Annotated in this window: 16 protein-coding genes; 10 read left to right on the top strand and 6 right to left on the bottom strand. The window is 66.3% G+C overall.

Annotated features, from left to right (window positions below):
• The first annotated feature begins 58 nt into the window (after positions 1-58).
• Positions 59-604, top strand: a complete 546-nt coding sequence (locus tag Mspo_RS08905; protein ID WP_159728895.1) for an SRPBCC family protein — start codon at positions 59-61, stop codon at positions 602-604.
• Complete coding sequence (locus tag Mspo_RS08900) at positions 601-1,083, top strand: VOC family protein (protein ID WP_159728894.1); 483 nt, start codon at positions 601-603, stop codon at positions 1,081-1,083. The genes Mspo_RS08905 and Mspo_RS08900 overlap by 4 nt, the downstream gene beginning before the upstream one ends.
• Before the next feature lie 87 nt (positions 1,084-1,170).
• Here Mspo_RS08900 and Mspo_RS08895 read toward each other — a convergent pair whose 3' ends face one another.
• A complete protein-coding gene (locus Mspo_RS08895) occupies positions 1,171-2,580 on the bottom strand; it encodes a cytochrome P450 (protein ID WP_159728892.1) in 1,410 nt (469 codons plus the stop codon).
• 225 nt (positions 2,581-2,805) lie between these two features.
• Between Mspo_RS08895 and Mspo_RS08890 the strand changes: the two genes are divergently transcribed.
• On the top strand, positions 2,806-4,470 hold the full coding sequence (locus Mspo_RS08890; protein ID WP_159728890.1) for an acyl-CoA dehydrogenase family protein: 1,665 nt from the start codon (positions 2,806-2,808) through the stop codon (positions 4,468-4,470).
• A 67-nt stretch (positions 4,471-4,537) separates the two neighbouring features.
• Here the strand turns inward: Mspo_RS08890 and Mspo_RS08885 are convergent, their stop codons facing one another.
• Entirely contained in the window at positions 4,538-5,518 is a 981-nt protein-coding gene (locus tag Mspo_RS08885; protein ID WP_159728888.1) for a glycoside hydrolase family 26 protein, read from the bottom strand.
• Positions 5,519-5,693: 175 nt separating this feature from the next.
• Between Mspo_RS08885 and Mspo_RS08880 the strand changes: the two genes are divergently transcribed.
• From Mspo_RS08880 to Mspo_RS20195, 3 genes are all read left to right on the top strand, one after another.
• Positions 5,694-6,155 carry a host attachment protein gene (locus tag Mspo_RS08880; RefSeq protein ID WP_159728886.1) on the top strand — a complete coding sequence of 154 codons (462 nt, stop codon included), beginning with the start codon at positions 5,694-5,696 and terminating at the stop codon, positions 6,153-6,155.
• Positions 6,156-6,291: 136 nt separating this feature from the next.
• Positions 6,292-8,526, top strand: a complete 2,235-nt coding sequence (locus tag Mspo_RS08875; protein WP_306344959.1) for a TonB-dependent receptor — start codon at positions 6,292-6,294, stop codon at positions 8,524-8,526.
• Positions 8,527-8,540: 14 nt separating this feature from the next.
• Positions 8,541-8,759 (top strand): TonB-dependent receptor, encoded by a 219-nt coding sequence (locus tag Mspo_RS20195; protein WP_306344958.1) that lies wholly within the window; start codon positions 8,541-8,543, stop codon positions 8,757-8,759.
• 15 nt (positions 8,760-8,774) lie between these two features.
• Here the strand turns inward: Mspo_RS20195 and Mspo_RS08870 are convergent, their stop codons facing one another.
• The gene (locus Mspo_RS08870; RefSeq protein ID WP_244613262.1) at positions 8,775-9,626 is read right to left on the bottom strand and encodes a transporter substrate-binding domain-containing protein; all 852 of its coding nucleotides are present in this window, start codon (positions 9,624-9,626) and stop codon (positions 8,775-8,777) included.
• 114 nt (positions 9,627-9,740) lie between these two features.
• Here Mspo_RS08870 and Mspo_RS08865 point away from each other — a divergent pair, with 114 nt between their 5' ends.
• Together Mspo_RS08865 and Mspo_RS08860 are read left to right on the top strand one after the other, a co-directional pair.
• A complete protein-coding gene (locus Mspo_RS08865) occupies positions 9,741-11,714 on the top strand; it encodes a glycosyltransferase family 2 protein (protein WP_159728882.1) in 1,974 nt (657 codons plus the stop codon).
• Positions 11,711-11,995 (top strand): ribbon-helix-helix domain-containing protein, encoded by a 285-nt coding sequence (locus tag Mspo_RS08860; RefSeq protein ID WP_159728880.1) that lies wholly within the window; start codon positions 11,711-11,713, stop codon positions 11,993-11,995. The genes Mspo_RS08865 and Mspo_RS08860 overlap by 4 nt, the downstream gene beginning before the upstream one ends.
• Positions 11,996-12,007: 12 nt before the next feature.
• Here the strand turns inward: Mspo_RS08860 and Mspo_RS08855 are convergent, their stop codons facing one another.
• On the bottom strand, positions 12,008-12,703 hold the full coding sequence (locus Mspo_RS08855; RefSeq protein WP_159728878.1) for a pirin family protein: 696 nt from the start codon (positions 12,701-12,703) through the stop codon (positions 12,008-12,010).
• 120 nt (positions 12,704-12,823) lie between these two features.
• On the opposite strand from Mspo_RS08855, the gene Mspo_RS08850 reads away from it, so the two are divergent.
• A complete protein-coding gene (locus Mspo_RS08850) occupies positions 12,824-13,747 on the top strand; it encodes a LysR family transcriptional regulator (protein ID WP_159728876.1) in 924 nt (307 codons plus the stop codon).
• A gap of 18 nt (positions 13,748-13,765) precedes the next feature.
• Here Mspo_RS08850 and Mspo_RS08845 read toward each other — a convergent pair whose 3' ends face one another.
• Entirely contained in the window at positions 13,766-14,215 is a 450-nt protein-coding gene (locus tag Mspo_RS08845) for a hypothetical protein (protein ID WP_159728874.1), read from the bottom strand.
• Between the two features lie 150 nt (positions 14,216-14,365).
• Here Mspo_RS08845 and Mspo_RS08840 point away from each other — a divergent pair, with 150 nt between their 5' ends.
• Positions 14,366-16,687 carry an ATP-dependent helicase gene (locus Mspo_RS08840; RefSeq protein WP_159728872.1) on the top strand — a complete coding sequence of 774 codons (2,322 nt, stop codon included), beginning with the start codon at positions 14,366-14,368 and terminating at the stop codon, positions 16,685-16,687.
• A 105-nt stretch (positions 16,688-16,792) separates the two neighbouring features.
• Here Mspo_RS08840 and Mspo_RS08835 read toward each other — a convergent pair whose 3' ends face one another.
• Entirely contained in the window at positions 16,793-18,334 is a 1,542-nt protein-coding gene (locus Mspo_RS08835; protein ID WP_159728870.1) for a sugar transferase, read from the bottom strand.
• Positions 18,335-18,339 lie beyond the last annotated feature (5 nt).

The raw sequence follows: 18,339 nt of genomic DNA, 5'->3' as shown, positions 1-18,339 counted from the left end.
GCGCGGCGCTCTATGCTTTCGAGCAAGAGCGCCGCTCCGCCCCTTTGCGAGGTTCGACATGTTGGAGATCATCGGCGCCGGCGTCGCCGTCATCATCGCCGCTATTCTGATCCTGGCCGCGCGCCAGCCGGACGTCTGCCACATCGCGCGCTCGATTTTCGTCGCCGCGCCGCCGGAGCGGATTTTCCCGCTCGTCGACGATCCGCGCGCCACCAATGAATGGAGCCCTTTCGTGAAGGACCCGAGCGTGAAGCTCTCCTATGCCGGTCCGGAACGCGGCGTCGGCGCGGCCTGCGATTTCGAAGGCGATGCGAAGGTCGGCGCCGGGCGCGTCGAGATCGTCGAATCCGTCACGCCGACGAAAGTGGTCCTCGCCTTGCGCATGGATCGGCCGATGAAATGCAGCAATCGCGTCGAATTCACCATTGCGCCGCAAGAAGGCGGCTCGCTCGTCACCTGGGACATGAAGGGACGCCAGCCTTTCATCGGCAAGCTGTTCAGCCTCGTCATGAAGCCGGAACAAATGGTCGGAGGCGCTTTCGAGCAAGGTCTCGCCGAGCTCAAGACGCTCGTCGAGACGGCGCGCGAGGAGGCGGCGCAATGATATCGGCTTCGAAAATCAGACCCTGCCTCTGGTTCGACCGCGAGGGCGAGGAGGCGGCGAATTTCTATGTCTCGCTGTTTCCCGATTCGCGCGTCACCGGCGTCTCGCGCTATGGCGAGGCCGGCCCCGGCGAGCCGGGCGCGGCGATGGTTGTCTCTTTCGAGCTCTGCGGCCTGCCCTTCATGGCGCTGAACGGCGGCCCCGTCTATCGGCTGACCGAGGCTTTCTCGCTCTCCGTCGATTGCGCCGATCAGGCCGAGGTCGACCATTATTGGGAGAAGCTCGGGGAAGGCGGCGAATATAGCCGCTGCGGCTGGCTGAAGGACCGCTATGGCCTCTCCTGGCAGATCACGCCGCGTCGCCTGCCGCAGCTGTTGAGCGGCGACGACACGGCCGGCGCCGCACGCGCCATGCGCGCCATGATGGGCATGGCCAAGCTGGACGTCGCGGCGCTCGAGGCTGCCTATGCCGGGATCTGATAGGCTTTCCGAGCGGATTGGTTCCGCGCTTCTCCGTCGCCCATCAGGCGGAGAGAGAAGGAAGGCGGCGGAGGCCGCGCGCAGCTGTCAGTGGGAAACCGTATGACGCTCCGCCTGGCGGACCGGCGCATTTCGCGAAAGACGCGTCACGCGTAGCGGCAGCGCGCCGTTCGGCCGCGTGGTCAAGGCCGGCGCGAGCTGCAGGCGATGGCCGGGGACCGTCTCGACGCGGAACTCGCGCAGCAGAGTTGCGACGATCGTCGTCATTTCGAGCAGCGCGAAGCTCATGCCGACGCAAATGCGCGGACCGGCGCCGAAGGGCAGATAGGCGTAGCGATGGCGCGCCTTGGCCTTCTCCGGCGCGAAACGGTCGGGATCGAAGCCATTCGGCTCGTCCCAGAGATTTTCGTGGCGGTGCAGGCACCAGACCAGAGCATAGATCGGCTCGGTCTTCGCGATGCGATGCGCGCCGAGCGTCGTATCGGCGCGCGGCTGGCGGCCGATCACCGCCGCCGGCGGGAACAGCCGCATGGCTTCGAGCAGGACCTGCCGGGTGAAGGCGAGCTTTTCCACCGTCTGCGGGCCGATCTCCTCGTCGCCGCAGACGCGCGCGACCTCCTCGCGCACGCGCTGCTGCGAGTCCTGGTCCTTGGCCAGCAGCCATAAGGTCCAGGCGAGCGCGACGGCCGCCGTCTCATGGCCGGCGAGCAGCAGGCCGTGCAGATTGGCGATCAATTCGGCGTCGGTCATCGTGCGCCCGCTCTCCGGGTCCTTGGCCGAGAGCAGAAGGCCGAGAATGTCGCGCCGCTCGCCGCCGCTCGCGCGCCGCGCCGCGAGCAGCTTCTCCGTTTCCGCCCGCAAGAAGCGCGCCCCTCTGCGCGCGGCGAGAAAGCCCGGATAAGGCGTCCGATTGGCCGGCAGACCGAACATTGCGACGAGCAAGCGCCAGGCGACGCCGCCCAGCACCGGCCGCAGCGCTGCGACAAAGCCCTCGCCGTCGAACGCCTCCGAAGCGCCGAACACCGCCTTCTCGATGACGGCGAAGGTCGTATGCGACATGGCCGCCATGACGTCGACGACGGCGCCGTCCGTGAGCTCGCGCCAGTCCTCGGCCTGCGCCCTGGCGCAGGCGGCGAAATCGGGCGTGAGCGCCAGAAGCGTCTCATGGCGGAAGGCGGGGGCGATGGCGCGCCTCTGCCACTTCCATTCGGCGCCATCGGCGAAGAACAGCGTCTCTCGGTCGATCGGCCCGGAAAGGGCGTTGCTGGTGAGATCGTCGCGGCGGAAGTCCTCGGCGCGGGCGACGAGAGCCTCTTCGATCAGCTCGGGGCCCGTCACATAATGGATGCGCGGAACCAAGGGCCACAGCCCTTCCGAGACGAAATAATCCGATCGATAGGCGGCCGGCGGGTAGTTCTCGAGGTAATTGCGCGTCACCGCCAGAAAGGAGGGTTTTTCGCGCGGCGTGAAGGGGAGGAAATCGGAATCGTGAAACATTGAGAAAGCTCCGCAATAGCCGACCCGGCTCCGGCGCTGGGACAATATAGGGCGAACTTCGATTTTTCTGTGGTCGGGCCGCGCCGGCCCGGCGGGACGCGAAACGACCCTCCGCCCGCGCCCGCCTTCCCGGAACGGTTGCGTCCTCCCGCGATTGGCGGCATTTAGAAAAAATCCGTCACCCTGCGGCCCCGCCGGGCCCGCCCTTGAAAAGAGCGAGAGAGAATGAGCGCGACCGAGACCTCCTCCACGAACTGGCTTCCCGACGCCAAGGCGGCTTTCGCCTCCGTGGAGGCGCTCTATGGGCAATCGCTCGCCGCCGTCCGCGCCCGCGTCACCAAGGACGGCAAGCTCTCCAACGAGCTCATCGAGGTCGAGCAGCACGCCGCCCACGGCCTCTCCTGGTTCGCGACCTATGTGCAGGGCCTGCGCGAGCTCCTCTCCTACGCCGACCGCCTTACGGCCGAGGGCGCCTATGGCGAGGTGGAAAATCTCCTCACCCGCATCGCCTTCGCCGAATATCTGGCGCAGGTCTTCGGCGGCATTCCGATGAGCCAGGGCGAATTCGTGCGCCTCTCGGATTTCGGCCTCACGCCCGACGAGGTCGCAGCGCGGCGCATTCCCGAGATCGACCGGCTGATCGCGACCGGCGCCACCGCCGCCAACCGCGCCCGCCTCGCCGAGCTGATCGACCATCACGAGGCCGCCGAAACCATCGGCGCGACCGGCCTCGACGACACGCTCGAGGCGATCCGCAGCGAGATGCGCAAATTCGCGGCCGACAATGTCACGCCGCACGCCCACGAGTGGCATCTGAAGAACGACTATATTCCGCTCGAGGTGATCTCCGGCCTCGCCGATCTCGGCGTGTTCGGCCTCACCATTCCGGAAGAATACGGCGGCTCGGGCCTCGGCAAGATCGCCATGTGCGTCGTCTCGGAAGAGCTGTCGCGCGCCTATATCGGCGTCGGCTCGCTCGGCACCCGCTCGGAGATCGCCGGCGAGCTGATCCTCGTCGGCGGCACCGAGGAGCAGAAGCAGAAATATCTGCCCAAGATCGCCACCGGCGAAATCCTGCCCACCGCCGTCTTCACCGAGCCGAACAATGGCTCCGACCTCGCCAATCTGCGCACCCGCGCGACGCGCGAGGGCGACGTCTACAAGGTCGTCGGCAACAAGACCTGGATCACCCACCCCGTTCGCGCCGATGTGATGACGCTGCTGGTGCGCACCAATCCCAATGAGAAGGGCTACAAGGGCCTCTCCATGCTGCTCGCCGAGAAGCCGCGCGGCACGGACGAGAACCCCTTCCCGGCCAAGGGCATGACCGGCGGCGAGATCGAGGTGCTCGGCTATCGCGGCATGAAGGAGTTCGAGATCGGCTTCGATAATTTCGAGGTGCCGGCCGCAAACCTCCTCGGCGGCGAGGAGGGCAAGGGCTTCAAGCAGCTGATGGAGACCTTCGAGTCCGCCCGCATCCAGACGGCGGCGCGCGCGCTCGGCGTCGCCCAGGCGGCGCTCGATCTCGGACTGCGCTACGCCAAGGAGCGCGTGCAATTCGGCAAGCCGCTGTTCGCCTTCCCGCGGGTCTTCGACAAGATCGTCGCCATGGCGATCGAGATTCACGTCGCCCGGCAGATCACCTATTTCGCCGCCCGCGAGAAGGACGAGGGCAAGCGCTGCGATCTCGAGGCCGGCATGGCGAAGCTGCTCGGCGCGAGAGTCGCCTGGGCCGCGGCCGACAATGCGCTGCAGATCCACGGCGGCAATGGCTTCGCGCTGGAATATCCGGTCTCCCGCGTGCTCTGCGACGCGCGCATCCTCAACATCTTCGAGGGCGCGGCGGAAATCCAGGCGCAGGTCATCGCGCGCCGTCTGCTGGAAGGCTGACACGAAAAAGCGGACGGGCGCCGCGCCCGTCCGCTCACGATTCCTTTCGATCTCCCTTCGCCGAGCGCTATCTCGCGCAGCTCGACGCGCGACTGTCGCCCTTGCCGTCGCCGGCGGCGAATAATTCGTAGAAGCGTTTGCGCGATTTCGGAAAGCGGCCGCTCTCCAGATCGGAGGTCGAGACGTCGAAATAGACGTGAAAGGCGATGGAGCGCGCATGGTGGCGCAGCCAATCGCGCATCTTCTCGACGAAGAGCGGATTGTCCGGCCCATTCAGCAGGCCGACGCCCCATTCGCCGAGATGCATCGGCTTGCGATGGCGCCGCGAGAACTCCTCGAGCCAGGCGAGCCCGAAGGGCCCGGAATAGGCCGCCTCCCAGGCGGCGGCGGGCGTGAGCGGGCTCGGCGCGTCATAAATATCGAGCCCGATCGTGTCGACGACGTCGTCGCCCGGATAGGCGAGATCGGGCGAGCCGGCCATGGCGCCGGCGTTCGGCGTCCAAGCGAAGGTGAAACGCCCCGAGGCGCTGTGGAATATGCCCCGAACGCGCCGAAAGGCGGCGATGTAATCCGCCTCGACGCCTTTGGCGGCCCAGGGATACCAGTCCCCGTTCATCTCCCAGCCGATGCGGATGACGGCGTCGGGCTGGGCGGCGGCGATGGTCCTCGCGGCCTCGGTGAAATCGGCGTCATGGCCGCCGGCGGCGATTCTCGCGAGCGGAACGCCCTTCGTCGTCAAGGCGATCGACCAGATCAGCCGGCGTTTGGGATTCTGTCTCGTCCAATAGGCTGGAATCCAGCGATAGCCTCTCATTTCCTCCCACGAATCGACCCCGTAGAAATCGAGCGCGAGAAGCGAGGACGGCGCGGCGCCGAGCGCCGTCTCGCGGGCGCGCAGATTGGCTTCCCGTCCGCCCGCGTCGCCGCCGTCCGCCCGCTTCGCCCAATTGACGAAGAAGCCCATGCAAGGCGCTTCCTCGGCCGCATGGGCGGCGCCGGAGAAAAGCGCGGCGAGCGCGAGAAGCGGCGCCGACAGACATTTGCTCATCCCTCGCCCCTGCTCCGCTCCTGATCGGCCGAACCCCGACGCTCTCGCTCGGTATTATCGAAGATCGCGACCGGCGTCCGCAAATAGCGTGAGCGCGGCAATCGACCGCGGTTGTCGTCGCGCAGGGCAATTCCCAGATTGATAATCGTAGGGCCGTTCAACGAAAGACGAAAAAATGACAAATATTGCGGTTCACAACGGAGCCTGGGTGCTCGTCGGCGACGGCCGGAGAGCCCTGTTTCTGCAAAATCACGGCGATCCGGACCTGCTCGACCTGCGTGTCGTCGAGGCGCGGGTGGACGAAAATCCCGCGACGCGCGATCAGGGAAGCGACGCCCCCGGCCGCGCTTTCGGCACGGCGGGCGCGCCGCGCAGCGCGGTCGAGAATTCCGATTGGCACGAGCTCGAGAAGGAGCACTTCGCCGCGCGGATCGCGGATCGGATCAACACGGCGGCCGAGAGCGGCGAATTGAGCGAGATCGTGATTATCGCCCCGCCGCGGGTGCTCGGCGACCTGCGCCAGGAGCTGACGCCCAAAGCCAAGAGCAAGGTGAAGGGCGAGCTGGACAAGGATTTGACGCGCCATCCGCTGCTCGAGATCGAGAAGGCGCTGGCGCGCGAATTTCGCGCTGAGTGAAGGGTCGGCGACCCCGGCGGCATGGCTCTGCGCCGCCGGGCCTATTATTTCTCACATTCGGACAAAAATCGCTGGACGTCCCGCGTCCAATAAATATATAAATTAGATATGATTTATGTATTTATTGGAGCGAAAGATGCGGTCGTTCCTTTCTGCCCAGCGACATCTCTCATCCTCCGGCGGCGCCGTCATCGCCTATGTCTTCGCCGCCGGCCTCGCCGTTTCCGCCCGAGCGCAGGACGCGCAGATCGAGGACGTCCGCGTCGGCCTGGAGACGGCGGGCCGCAGGGAGGAGACCACGCTGCGCGAGGCGCCGCGTTCGGTCGGCTTCGTCGACGCCAAGAAGGCGGAAGAGCAGCACCTCGAACGGCTGTCGGACTTCTCCCAGCTCGTTCCCAACTATCGTCCCAACGAATCCAACCCCATCGCCTCGCGTCCGACCATCCGCGGCGTCAGCAGCACCGTGGGGCAGCTCAACCGCGGCTCCATCAACCCCGTCGGCGCGGAATTCGACACGGGCTATGTTCTCGACAATGTCTTCTGGAAATACGCCGGCTTCCAAGCCGGCGACCTCGTCGATCTCTCGTCCTTCGAACTGGCGCTCGGACCGCAGGGAACCGCCGGCGGCAAGAACACGACGGTCGGCAATGTGGTCGTCTCGACGCAACGGCCGTCCTTCGAGCGCAGGGCGACCCTCGAGACGAGCTTCGCCAGCTACAGCCGGATCATCGAGAAGCTGAATGTGACGGGACCGATCATCGACGACAGGCTCGCCTATCGGGTCACAGCCTATTTCGACAAAGGCGACGGCTGGATCAGGGATCAGGTCACCGGCGCGAGCTATCTGAACAATGACCGATGGGGCGTGCGCGGCCAGCTTCTCTACCTCGGCGAAGACGTCGCCGACCGCCTCATCTTCACCTATGGCGCGCAGCACGAATATACGGCGATCGGCGCCTATACGACGGGCCCCGTCGGCAACTCCTTCCTCGTCTACGCCAATGGAACGCTGCCCGCCCGGACCTACGCGCAGAATGTCGCGCTGCGGCTCGGCAAGCCAATTCTCACCTTCGATCCTTACAGGCCTTACGAGACCAACGCCGGGGGATTCGGCGAGCGCCATCTCATGGTCTCGAACGAGCTGAACTGGACCTCGGGGCGCTACACGCTCTCGTCGATCACCGCTTTCGGAAATTCGCGCGTGATCGGGAATAATCCGTTCGGCAATCAGGAGCTCGAGATCAACGTCGGCGTCTTCGCGCCCTTAGTCGATCAGTTCTCGCAGGAATTGCGGCTCTCCTCGCCCAAGGACGAGCGCCTCGAATGGACGACGGGTCTCTATTCGCTCTATGAGAACGCCTGGAGCCGCACCTACACACGCTTCGGCGCGGACGCCGCGGCCTGGTACAACCGCCCGGCCCTGCAGCGCGGCCTGCAGAACAATCGCGACAGCAAGTCGCGCACCTTCAGCATCGCCGGCTACGGCCAGGGGACCTATCACATAGACGAGGCCTTCGCGCTCGCCTTCGGCCTGCGCGACAGTTACGAGATCAAGGAAGGCTCCGTCTTCAGCTGGGATCAGCTCTACGCCAATCGACACGGCTTCGCCCAGCAGGAAGCCGCCATTCGCGCCGGCGGCGGCCAGCCCTTCTTCGACACCGGCGGACAGAGCAAGACCTTCAACTCCGTCACCGGAATCGTCAATCCTCAATACAAATTCAACGACAATCTCCTCTTCCACGCCCTCGTCGCCCGCGGCGAGAAATCCGGCGCGATCAACAATTCCGCCCAGCCGATCCTCGACGGCTCGCTCAACTTCAAAGGCTGGCAGCCGCTCATCACCAAGCCGGAAACCTCGTGGGACTATGAGATCGGCGTCAACACCAATTGGCTCGACGATCGCCTCATCGCCAATTTCAATTTCTATTGGAGCGACATCTATAATTTCCAGACGAGCCTCACCGACGCCTCCTACACGGACAGCACCGGACAGCCGATCCGCACCTCCTATCTCGGCAATGTCGGCCATTTGCGACTGCGCGGCTTCGAATTCGTCGGCAGGTGGAATCCATTGGAGCGCTTGTGGCTCTCCTTCAACGGCGCCTATACGGAGGCGCGCTGGCTCGACTACGCCAACGCCACGCCGCCCGCGGATTGGATCTGGCCCCCGACGGCGGGCTCTCCCTCCGCGCCGCTCACTTTGTCGCGCTCCAACACTCGTTGGGAGAATCTGCCGCTCTGGTCGTTCAACGTCGGGGCGAATTACGACCATCCGCTCGGGCCGCTGCTTCGCGGCCTCGGGCCGGAGGGGACCGTCCGGTCACAGGCTTCGGCTATGTCAATGTCGCTTGGCAGGACAAGACGCAGCTGACCAATCCGCAGTCGGTGTTTCAATTCTGGCAGCCGCCTTTCGCGATCGTGAACGCCGGCCTCGGCGTTCGGAGCGACGACGAGCGCTACAGCCTCTCGGTGTGGGCGAAGAATGTCTTCGACGAGCGGCCGATCTATTCCTGGTCGCCCGGCGACCCCAGCAATCCCGCCACCATCGGCCTGCCGAGCCAGCCGCGCGTGTTCGGCGGAACGCTGCGCGTCAGACTCATGTGAGCGAGCGAGACGGGCTCAATAAGGCCCCACCGGAAAATATTTCAGATAGAGCTCTGCGTAGACGCCCTTGTGGGCGAGGCGCGCCAGCGCATAGTCCAGGGCGCGGCGCAGAGCGATATTGTTCTTCTTCACCGCTATGCCGACGCCGTCGCCGAAGAAGGTCGGGTCGGAATAGGGGCCGTCCTTGAACATGCAGCAGTCGGCCGCATCCGCGCCATTGAGCCAGAAGGCGAGCGAGATGGCGTCGCCGAACATCGCATGGGCGCGGCCTTCCTTCAGCGCCGTGCGCGCCTGTTGCGCGGTGGGATAGGTCGCGAGCTTCGCCGCCGGAAAAAATTTCTGCAGAAAGGCCTCATGCGCGCTGTCCGCCGCCACCGCAATGGTGCGGTCGGCGAGCGCGGCCGGCGAGGCGCCCGGCAGCACCGAATCCTTGCGCACCACGAAGCGGCCCGGAGTCGTATAATAAGGCGCGGTGAAATCGGCCTTCTTGCGCGCCTGCGCGGTGATGGCGAGAGAGGCGATCGCCGCGTCGCCGCTATTGTCGTCCAAGGCCGCGATCAGCGTGTCCCAGCGACGGCGCTGAATCGTGCAGGGAAGCTCGAGCTCCTCGCAAATGGCGCGCGCCAGATCGACGTTGAAGCCGGCGATCGCGCCGTCCGGCAGCGCGAAATCGAAAGGCGGAAAATCGTCCTCGGTGAGAAAACGGATTTGCTTGATCGCGCCGAGGTCGGGCTTTTCCATCTTGCGGGCCGGGTCCCAAAAGGACGGGGCCGCCGCCGCGCCGCTCTCCGCGGCGCCCGCCGGCGCGGCGACGAAGCCGGCGGCGAGAGCGAGCGCGACCCGCGCGGCGAGGCGAAAGCTTGTCAAAATTTCGCTTCTGCGCCAAGCTTCAGCCACAGTTCGTTTCTCGCGGATCATTCGAGGCCTCGCGGGCCGCCCCGGCGCGCTCGGAGCGCGGCGCGTCGCGGCGGAGATTAGCGCATGAGCGTGAATCCGGTCGATAGGGTTTCGCCGTATTCGCCGGCGCCCCATCGCGACGACAGCGCCGCTTTCGCGCGCCGCCGCGAGCCCTCGACCGAGGCCGCGCTCGCCCGCCAGCGCGCCCGCCCCGGGCCGGAGACGCTCGCGCCCGGCGCGGGCCGCCCGCTTCCCGCCGAGATCGCCTTTCTCGCCGCCCATGGCGCGCCGCTGGTCATGCTGCAATATGGCGCGACGATCGCCCGACGTCAGGGCGTTGCGGCCGATGTCGCGCTGATCGCCGAAGGGCTGATCCCCGAGGAGCGTTTCTATCGCATCCTCGCGACGGAGCTGCGCGTTCCCTATCTCGAGGCGCCGCCCGCGCTCGAGCCGTCGGCGAGCCTCGAGCGGGACGTCGGCCTCGGCTACGCTCGTTTCGCCGAGGAGTCCAAAGGCCTGCGCTGGCTGTTCGCGCCGCGCGGCGACGAGATCGGAAGGCTCGTCGGCGTGACGCGCTCGGCCGCCGGGCGGCCACTCTTCGCCATCACCGCGCCGTCCCTGTTCGAAAAGGCGCTGCGCCGCTCCTCCGCGCGCAGGCTCGCGGCAGCCGCGGCCTATTCGGTGGAGCGCGTCGAGCCGGAGCTCGCCGCGAGACGGGCGCTCAGCGGCTTTGCTCCGAACGTCTTCGTTCTCGCCAACCTCGTTCTGCTCGCCGCCTGGCTCACGCCGGCGCTCTCGCTCCCCGTCTCGACGCTGCTCGCTCTGCTGTTTCTCGGCAATGTCGGCCTTCGCCTCCATCTCTGCGCGATGCGGGGCCGGGCGCGCGAGACCGCGCCCGCGCTCACGGAGCGCGATCTGCCGCTCTATTCGATCGTCGTGGCGCTGTATCGCGAGGCCGACATCGTCCCGCAATTGGTCGAGGCGATCGCGGGACTCGACTATCCGCGCGCCAAGCTCGACGTCAAATTCGTCGTCGAATGGGACGACGCCGCGACGAGCGCGGCCCTGCGCGCCGCGCCTCTGCGGCCTTGCTGGGAGATCATCGTCGCGCCGCCCGGCGAGCCGCGCACCAAGCCGCGCGCGCTCAATGTGGCGACGCCATTCCTGCGCGGCTCGCTCGTCGCCGTCTTCGACGCCGAGGATCTGCCCGAGTCCGACCAGCTGCTGAAGGCCGCGGCGCTGTTCGCGACGGCCGACGATAGGCTCGCCTGCCTGCAGGCGAGCCTTTCCATTCACAATCAGCGGCGCGGCTGGGCGACGGCCATGTTCTGCATCGACTACGCCGTCTTGTTCGATGTCTTCGACAAAGGCGCCTCCGCCGCGGGGCTGCCGTTCTTCCTCGGCGGCTCCTCCAATCATTTTCGCCGGTCGGCGCTACGCGCGGTCGGCGCCTGGGACGCCTATAATGTGACCGAGGACGCCGATCTCGGCCTGCGGCTCGCGCGGCGCGGCTATGAGATCCGGACATTCTCCTCGCGCACGCAAGAGCAGGCGCCGCCGCGTTTTTCCGCCTTGGTGAAGCAACGCTCGCGCTGGATGAAAGGCTGGATGCAGACCGCGATCGTCCATTGCCGGAACCCGGCCGCCTTTTTCGACGATCTCGGCGCCGCCCGGGGACTGGCGGTTCTGACGATATTGGCGGGCGGCTTCGTCGCGCCGCTCCATGCGCCGATCTTTTTCGCCTCTTTCGTTTGTGACGCGGCTTTCGGATCGCTGCTGAGGCCGGCGACTTTCGGCGAGGGGCTCGCCAGCGGCCTGTTTTGTCTCGTCGCCGCGAGCGGGGCCGCGGCGGGCGTCTGGCTGCGCCTCGTCGCCATGCGGGATACGAAATCTCTCGGCCTCTGGCCGGCGCTGCTGCGCTTGCCCTTGTGGAGCCTGATGTTGGCCTCGGCCTCCTGGCGGGCATTGCGCGAGCTGCGCCTCAGGCCATTCTATTGGGACAAGACGGAGCATTTCCCGATTGCGGGGTCGCTCGAACGATTGAGGCGCACGGCATGACCCGCAGACGCGCGCGCGCGCCTTCGGCGACGGAGCCGGAGCCCGCCGACGACCAGAGCGCTTCCGTGGTCGCCAAACATTCGCTCGTCATCGCCGGCCACAGCACCAGCGTGTCGCTCGAGCGCGTGTTCTGGGAGGCGCTGAAGTCGGCGGCCGCGGAGGAGGGCTGCTCGCTCGCCGGGCTCGTCGCGCGCATAGACGCAGGGCGCGGCCGCGCCAATCTCTCCTCGGCGCTGCGCGTCTATGCGATGGAGCGGGCGCTCGGCCGCAGCCGCGGCTGAGCGCCCGCTCCGTCAGGCGGCGTCGACCAGAACGGTTTCGGCGTCCTCGATCCCGACGAACTCTATGGTCTCGACGCCCTCGATCGCCGCGCCGTCGCGCGCCTCGAGGATTTGGCCGTCGATCTCCATTTTTCCGGACGCGAGGGCAAGATAGGCATGCCGTCCCGGCCCCAGGACGTAGGAGACGCGCTCTCCGGCTTTCACCGTCGCGCCGAGCACTCGCGCGTCGGCGCGGATCGGCAAGGCGTCGGCGTCGCCGAGCCCGCTCGCCAGAACGACGAAACGGCCGGAGCGCTCGCCCTTGGGAAAGGGCTTGGCGGCCCAGGACGGCGCGCCGCCGCGGGCCGTCGGCCTGATCCAGATCTGAAAGAGCCGCGTGACCCCTTCCTCGAGATTAAATTCGGAATGCGCGACGCCGGAGCCCGCGGACATCACCTGCACGTCGCCGGCCTGCGTGCGGCCGACATTGCCGAGCGAATCCCGATGCGTGATCGCGCCTTCGCGGACATAGGTGATGATCTCCATGTCCGAATGCGGATGCGTCGGAAAGCCGGTCCCCGGCGCGATCTCGTCATCGTTCCAGACGCGCAGCGCGCCCCAGCCCATGCGGTCGCGATCGACATAATCGGCGAAGGAAAAATGATGCCTCGCCTTCAGCCAGCCATGGTCCGCCGCGCCGAACGAGGCGAAAGGTCTGCGTTCGATCATCTCTTCTGCTCCTGAAAGGGGGGACGATCGGTCCCCGGTCGAAGCGGAAGATGGCCCTCGACGCGGGCAAGAAAAACAGAAACAATAGAAAACTATCGTTTCGCTTCTTTGAGGTGAGCCATGGCCCTGCCGGATCTCGAAGCCTGGGCGATCTTCGCCAAAGTGGCGGAGACCGGCTCTTTCGCCGCGGCGGCGGCGGAGCTCGGCCTTTCGACCCCGACGGTCTCCAAGGCCGTGGCGCGGCTCGAGGCGCGACTCGGCGAGCGGCTGATTCATCGAACGTCGCGCCGTTTCGCTCTGACCGAGAGCGGCCGGACGCTCGGGTCGCGCGCCGCGGCGCTCATCGCCGAGGGCGAGGCGCTGGAGGCCGAGGCGCAGGCCGGCTCGGCGACGCCGCGCGGCCTTGTGCGGCTCGCCGCGCCAATGTCCTTCGGACTACGCTATGTCGCGCCGGCGCTGCCGGAGTTTCTGGCGACGTTTCCACAAGTTTCGGTCGATCTCGCGCTCGACGACCGCCTCGTCGATCTCGTCTCCGGCGGCGTCGACGTCGCGCTGCGCATCGCCGAACTGCCGGATTCGAGCCTCCTCGCGCGAAAGCTCTGCCCAGTGCGGCGCTTCGTGGTGGGCGCGCCGTCCTATTTCGAGCGCCATAGCGCGCCGCAGCGGCCGCGCGATCTCGCGAGCCACGCCTGCCTCGGCTACAGCTATTTGCGCAGCGGCGAGGTCTGGCGCTTCGCCGACGCTTCCGGCGCCGAGGAATCCGTGCGCATAAAGGCGCGGCTCAGCGCCAATAACGCCGATGCGCTCTGCGCCGCGCTCGACGCCGGAGCCGGCCTCGCGTTGCAGCCGGATTTCATCGTGTGGGAGGCGCTGGCGTCCGAGCGCCTCGTCCGCACGCTCGAGGATTGGACAGCCCCGCCTCTGGCGCTCAACCTCGTGACCTCCGCCGGCGAACCGTGCGCGCCGCGCATCCGCGCGCTGATGGATTTTTTGACGCGGCGGTTCGCGGCCGGGGCGGCGCCTTGGACGAGGGCAGCGACGTAATGCGCCACCCGGTCGACTCTAATCCACCGCCTTCCAATTCTCCGCGAAATACCCCTCCCCATCGAGCGGCGCGACCTGCTTGCCCGGCCGCGCTTTCTTGCCGACGCATTTCCATTCGTAGATCGTGTCATGGCCGGTCGCGGCCATGGGGATGAAGTCCGCGCCCGGATTCTCCCGGCAATATCGCGTCGCGCCGGGCAAGGCGCGCGCGTTGTTCGCCTTGAAACAGGGGATATTGGCGCCGACGACGCAGGCCAGCGTCCGCCCGGCGGAGCAGCGGTAATAGGCCGCGCCTATGTCGCCCGAGAGGCCGAAAGCGCGGCGGATCGCCGGCGCGAGCGAGGCCGGCGCCTCTCGCGGAGCGGAAGTCGCCCCGGCCGGGCAGAGCGGCGCGGCCGAAGCCGGAGCGGCGAAGGCCGTGAGAAGGCCGAAAATCAGCGCGGTGCGGCAGGCCATGGGCTTGGGCATGGGCTTCTCCCTGGGAATAGAAGGCCGGCGGGCTTTTCCACCGTGACAGGCGGCCCCGGCCTCTCCACATTGGGGACGACTCGCGAATCGGGCAATGATTCGCCTTCCGTTCTCCTGTATTCTCCCCCGCTTCGAAGGAGACCCAACGCCTTGTCACGTCCCGCGCAGCCGGAAGATTTCACGCCTCGTGAGGGCGGCCTCGCCGCCCGCGCCGCGGCGCTCGCCGGACGCGGGCGCTTTCTGGACGCGCTCAATCCCGAACAGCGCGCCGCCGTCGAGACGATCGAGGGCCCGCTGCTGGTGCTCGCCGGCGCCGGCACCGGCAAGACGCGCGTGCTGACGACGCGCATCGCCCATATTCTTTCGAGCGGGCGGGCGCGGCCTTGGGAAATCCTCGCCGTCACCTTCACCAACAAGGCGGCGCGCGAGATGCGCGAACGCGTCGAGACGCTGGCCGGCCCGGGCGCCGAGGCGCTGCAATGGCTCGGCACATTTCACGCGATCAGCGCGAAAATCCTGCGCCGCCACGCCGAGCTCGTCGGGCTGAAATCCAATTTCACCATTCTCGACACCGACGATCAGATCCGCCTGCTGAAGCAGGTGTTGCAGGCCGAGAATATCGACGACAAGCGCTGGCCGCCGCGCGCGCTGGCGCATCAGATCGACGCCTGGAAAAACAGAGGACTCTCGCCGGAGCAGGTGCCCGCCGGCGAGGCGCAGAGCTTCGCGGACGGCAAGGGCAAGAAGCTCTACGCGCTCTATCAGGAGCGCCTGAAGGTTCTGAACGCCGTCGATTTCGGCGATCTTTTGCTCGAGACGCTGCGGCTCTTTCGCGAGAACGCCGATGTGCTCGACGAGTATCGGCAGCGCTTCCGCTATATTCTCGTCGACGAATATCAGGACACCAACACCGCGCAATATCTCTGGCTGCGCCTCATCGCGCAGGGGCGCCACAATGTCTGCTGCGTCGGCGACGACGATCAGAGCGTCTATGGCTGGCGCGGCGCGGAGGTGGAAAATATTCTGCGCTTCGAGAAGGATTTTCCCGGCGCGAAAATCGTGCGGCTCGAGCGCAATTATCGCTCGACCGGGCATATTCTCGCCGCCGCCTCGCATCTCATCGCGCGCAACGAGGGGCGGCTCGGCAAGACGCTCTTCACCGAAGGCGCCGATGGCGAGAAGCCCACCGTCACCGGCGTGTGGGACAGCGAGGAGGAAGCGCGCGCCATCGGCGAAGACATAGAGCAAGCGCAACGCAAGGGGCATAATCTGGAGGAGATCGCCATTCTCGTGCGCGCCTCCTTCCAGATGCGCGAGTTCGAGGAGCGATTCATCACGCTCGGCCTCCCCTATCGCGTGATCGGCGGCCCGCGCTTCTACGAGCGGCTGGAGATACGCGACGCCCTCGCCTATCTGCGCTGCGTCGCGCAGCCTTTCGACGATCTCGCCTTCGAGCGCATCGTCAACACGCCCAAGCGCGGATTGGGCGACGCGACGCTGCAAGTGCTGCATGATTATTCGCGCCGCGAGAGCGCGCCGCTGATGCAGGCGGCGCGGGTGATCGTCGAGACGGAGGAGCTGAAGCCCAAGCCGCGCGCCACATTGCGCGCGCTCATCGCCGATTTCGACCGCTGGCGGGGCCTCATCGAGACGACGCCGCAGAACGAGCTCGCGGAAATGGTGCTGGACGAATCGGGCTACACACAGATGTGGCGCGACGACAAGACGCCGGAGGCGGCCGGCCGGCTCGAGAATTTGAAAGAGCTCGTGCGCGCGATGGAGGAATTCCCCGATCTCGCGGGCTTTCTCGAACATGTGTCGCTGGTGATGGAGACGGACGAAGCCGCCGATCAGCAACGCGTGTCGATCATGACGCTGCATGGCGCCAAGGGGCTCGAATTCGAGACCGTCTATCTGCCCGGCTGGGAAGAGGGGCTGTTTCCGCATCAGCGCTCGCTGGACGACAATGGCCGCGCCGGATTGGAGGAGGAGCGCCGCCTCGCCTATGTGGGCATCACGCGCGCGAAAAGACGGCTCAAGATTTTCTTCGCCACCAATCGGCGCATTCACGGGCTCTGGCAGACGACCCTGCCGTCGCGTTTCCTCGACGATCTGCCAGCGGCGAATGTGGAGGTGACGGAGGCGTCCAGCGGCTCTCAATACGGCTCCTATGGCGTGTCGCGCTTCGCCAATATGGACAGCTATGGCTCGAGCTATTCGACGCCGGGCTGGAAGCGCGCGCAGGCCGCGCGCGAGACGGCGAGCAAGCCCGCGCGCCGCGCCCCGCCGATGATCGAGGGGGAAGTTCTGGCGAAGTCTTCCGCGGGCTCGCGCTTTACGATCGGCGCGCGCGTGTTTCACCAGAAATTCGGGCCGGGCACTGTGGCCAATGTCGACGGCAACAAGCTGCAGGTCGATTTCGACAAGGCCGGGCGGAAGATGGTGCTGGAGAGCTTCGTCGAGCGAGGGTGACCGCTGCGCGCGGCTGCGGCAAATTCGAAAAAAAAGCGAGTGTTCCGGCGGCGATGAAATCAGCCGGACTCGCCGAACCTTAAGTCCACTTCGGCTGAAAACGCTCTATACGGAATATTCCTCCTCGAAGCCCTCGAAGCTATCGGCGCGCAGCGCCTCTTCGGCTTTGGGTCCGAATGCGGCGACCGACGCGAATTCTCGTCGATACCAGCCGATCGCGTGATCCACCGCGCGTCCGTTCAGCTTTTCGCCGGTCAGAGCCACCAGCAGCGTGCCGACGGCGATCTCGAGATCGAGCCGCAAAGAGGCGTGCTTGATATACCAGACGTCCAGCGCGTTTTTTTCCTCCGGCGTCACCGCCGTTCCGCCATTGATCTGCGCCCATCCGGTGACGCCGGGGCGCACGCTGAGCCGCCGTCCCGGATCGTCCGGCTGATCATGCGGCAGGAGCGGTCGCGGACCGATGAGCGACATGTGCCCCAAGATCACATTATAGAGCTGGGGTATCTCGTCGAGGCGCGTCGCACGGATCATTCGTCCTATGCTCGAGAGGCGCCGCTCTTCCGCGACCGGCCGTCCATTTTTGTCGAAGGGAGCGCGATAGGTGCGGAATTTATAGAGCAGGAATTTTTGTCCGTTCCTGCCGATGCGTTGCTGCCAGAACAATATGGGCGCGCCGACATCGAGAAAAACCACATAGGCGACGCAGAGCGCGATCGGAAGGGCGAGAACGAACAGCAGGCTCGCGACGCACGCCTCGAAGAGACGCTTCTGCTCGAAATAGATGGGCGCTTCGAGTTTTTGGCCGCTGTCGACGTCCGCGGCGGAGGTCGCCGGCGGCGACGAGATGAGATTGAGCGCCTCCGACATGCCGACGATCGCGACGCCGCGCGCCTCGCATTGGGAGATGATCTCGTCGACGAGTTCTGAAGGCAGGAAGCCCTTGTCCTCGGAAAGCCAGACCTGATCGACATAGACGCCATGGACGGCATATTCGTCGATGACGGCGCCGATGTCTCTCGGGCCGCCGACGATCGAGACGCCGGCGATTTTCCGGCCGGCGAGAAACGCCCGGCCGTCGAGCGCGGCGACGATCTGCGTCGTTCGCGGCGAGAGACAATCGGTCAGCTTGATCGCGGCGGAGACGAAGCCGTCGACGCCGATCACGATCACGCGTCGCAGCTCGGCGGGCTCGTCGGAGCCTCGCGGCCGCTCGCGCTGTACGTCCTTGTGCAACACGCACATCGCCACTCTGCTCGAGATGATGCCGGCGCTCAGCACGAGGCCGAAGATCAAGGGCGTCGAGCGGGGCACGCCCTCGAGGCGCGTGAAAGTGAAGAGAATCACGCAGCTCGTCGCGACCGCGCAGGCCGATGCGGCGCAAATGGCCCAGGCGTCGCGCATGGAGAAAAATTGTCCCATATGATCGCTCAGCCGAAAGCCGACGATCATGAGAATGGCGCAGCCTGTCGAGAGCAAGGCGAATTGATAGGGCGCCGGAATCTCGGCGGGGAAGCCGCCGGGCTCGAGCAGGGCGGGATCGCGCAATGCGAGCGCGATGAAGGATGCGGCGATCGCCCACGAGAGATCGCAGGCCTCGATGTGGAAACGAATTCGGTCTCTCGATGCCGGCGAAGCCAATCGCATGCGCA

This window comes from Methylosinus sp. Ce-a6 (assembly GCF_009811655.1).
Lineage (GTDB): Bacteria > Pseudomonadota > Alphaproteobacteria > Rhizobiales > Beijerinckiaceae > Methylosinus.
The sequence above is the reverse complement of the archived record's forward strand: the minus strand, read 5'-3'. Positions and strand labels throughout refer to the sequence as shown.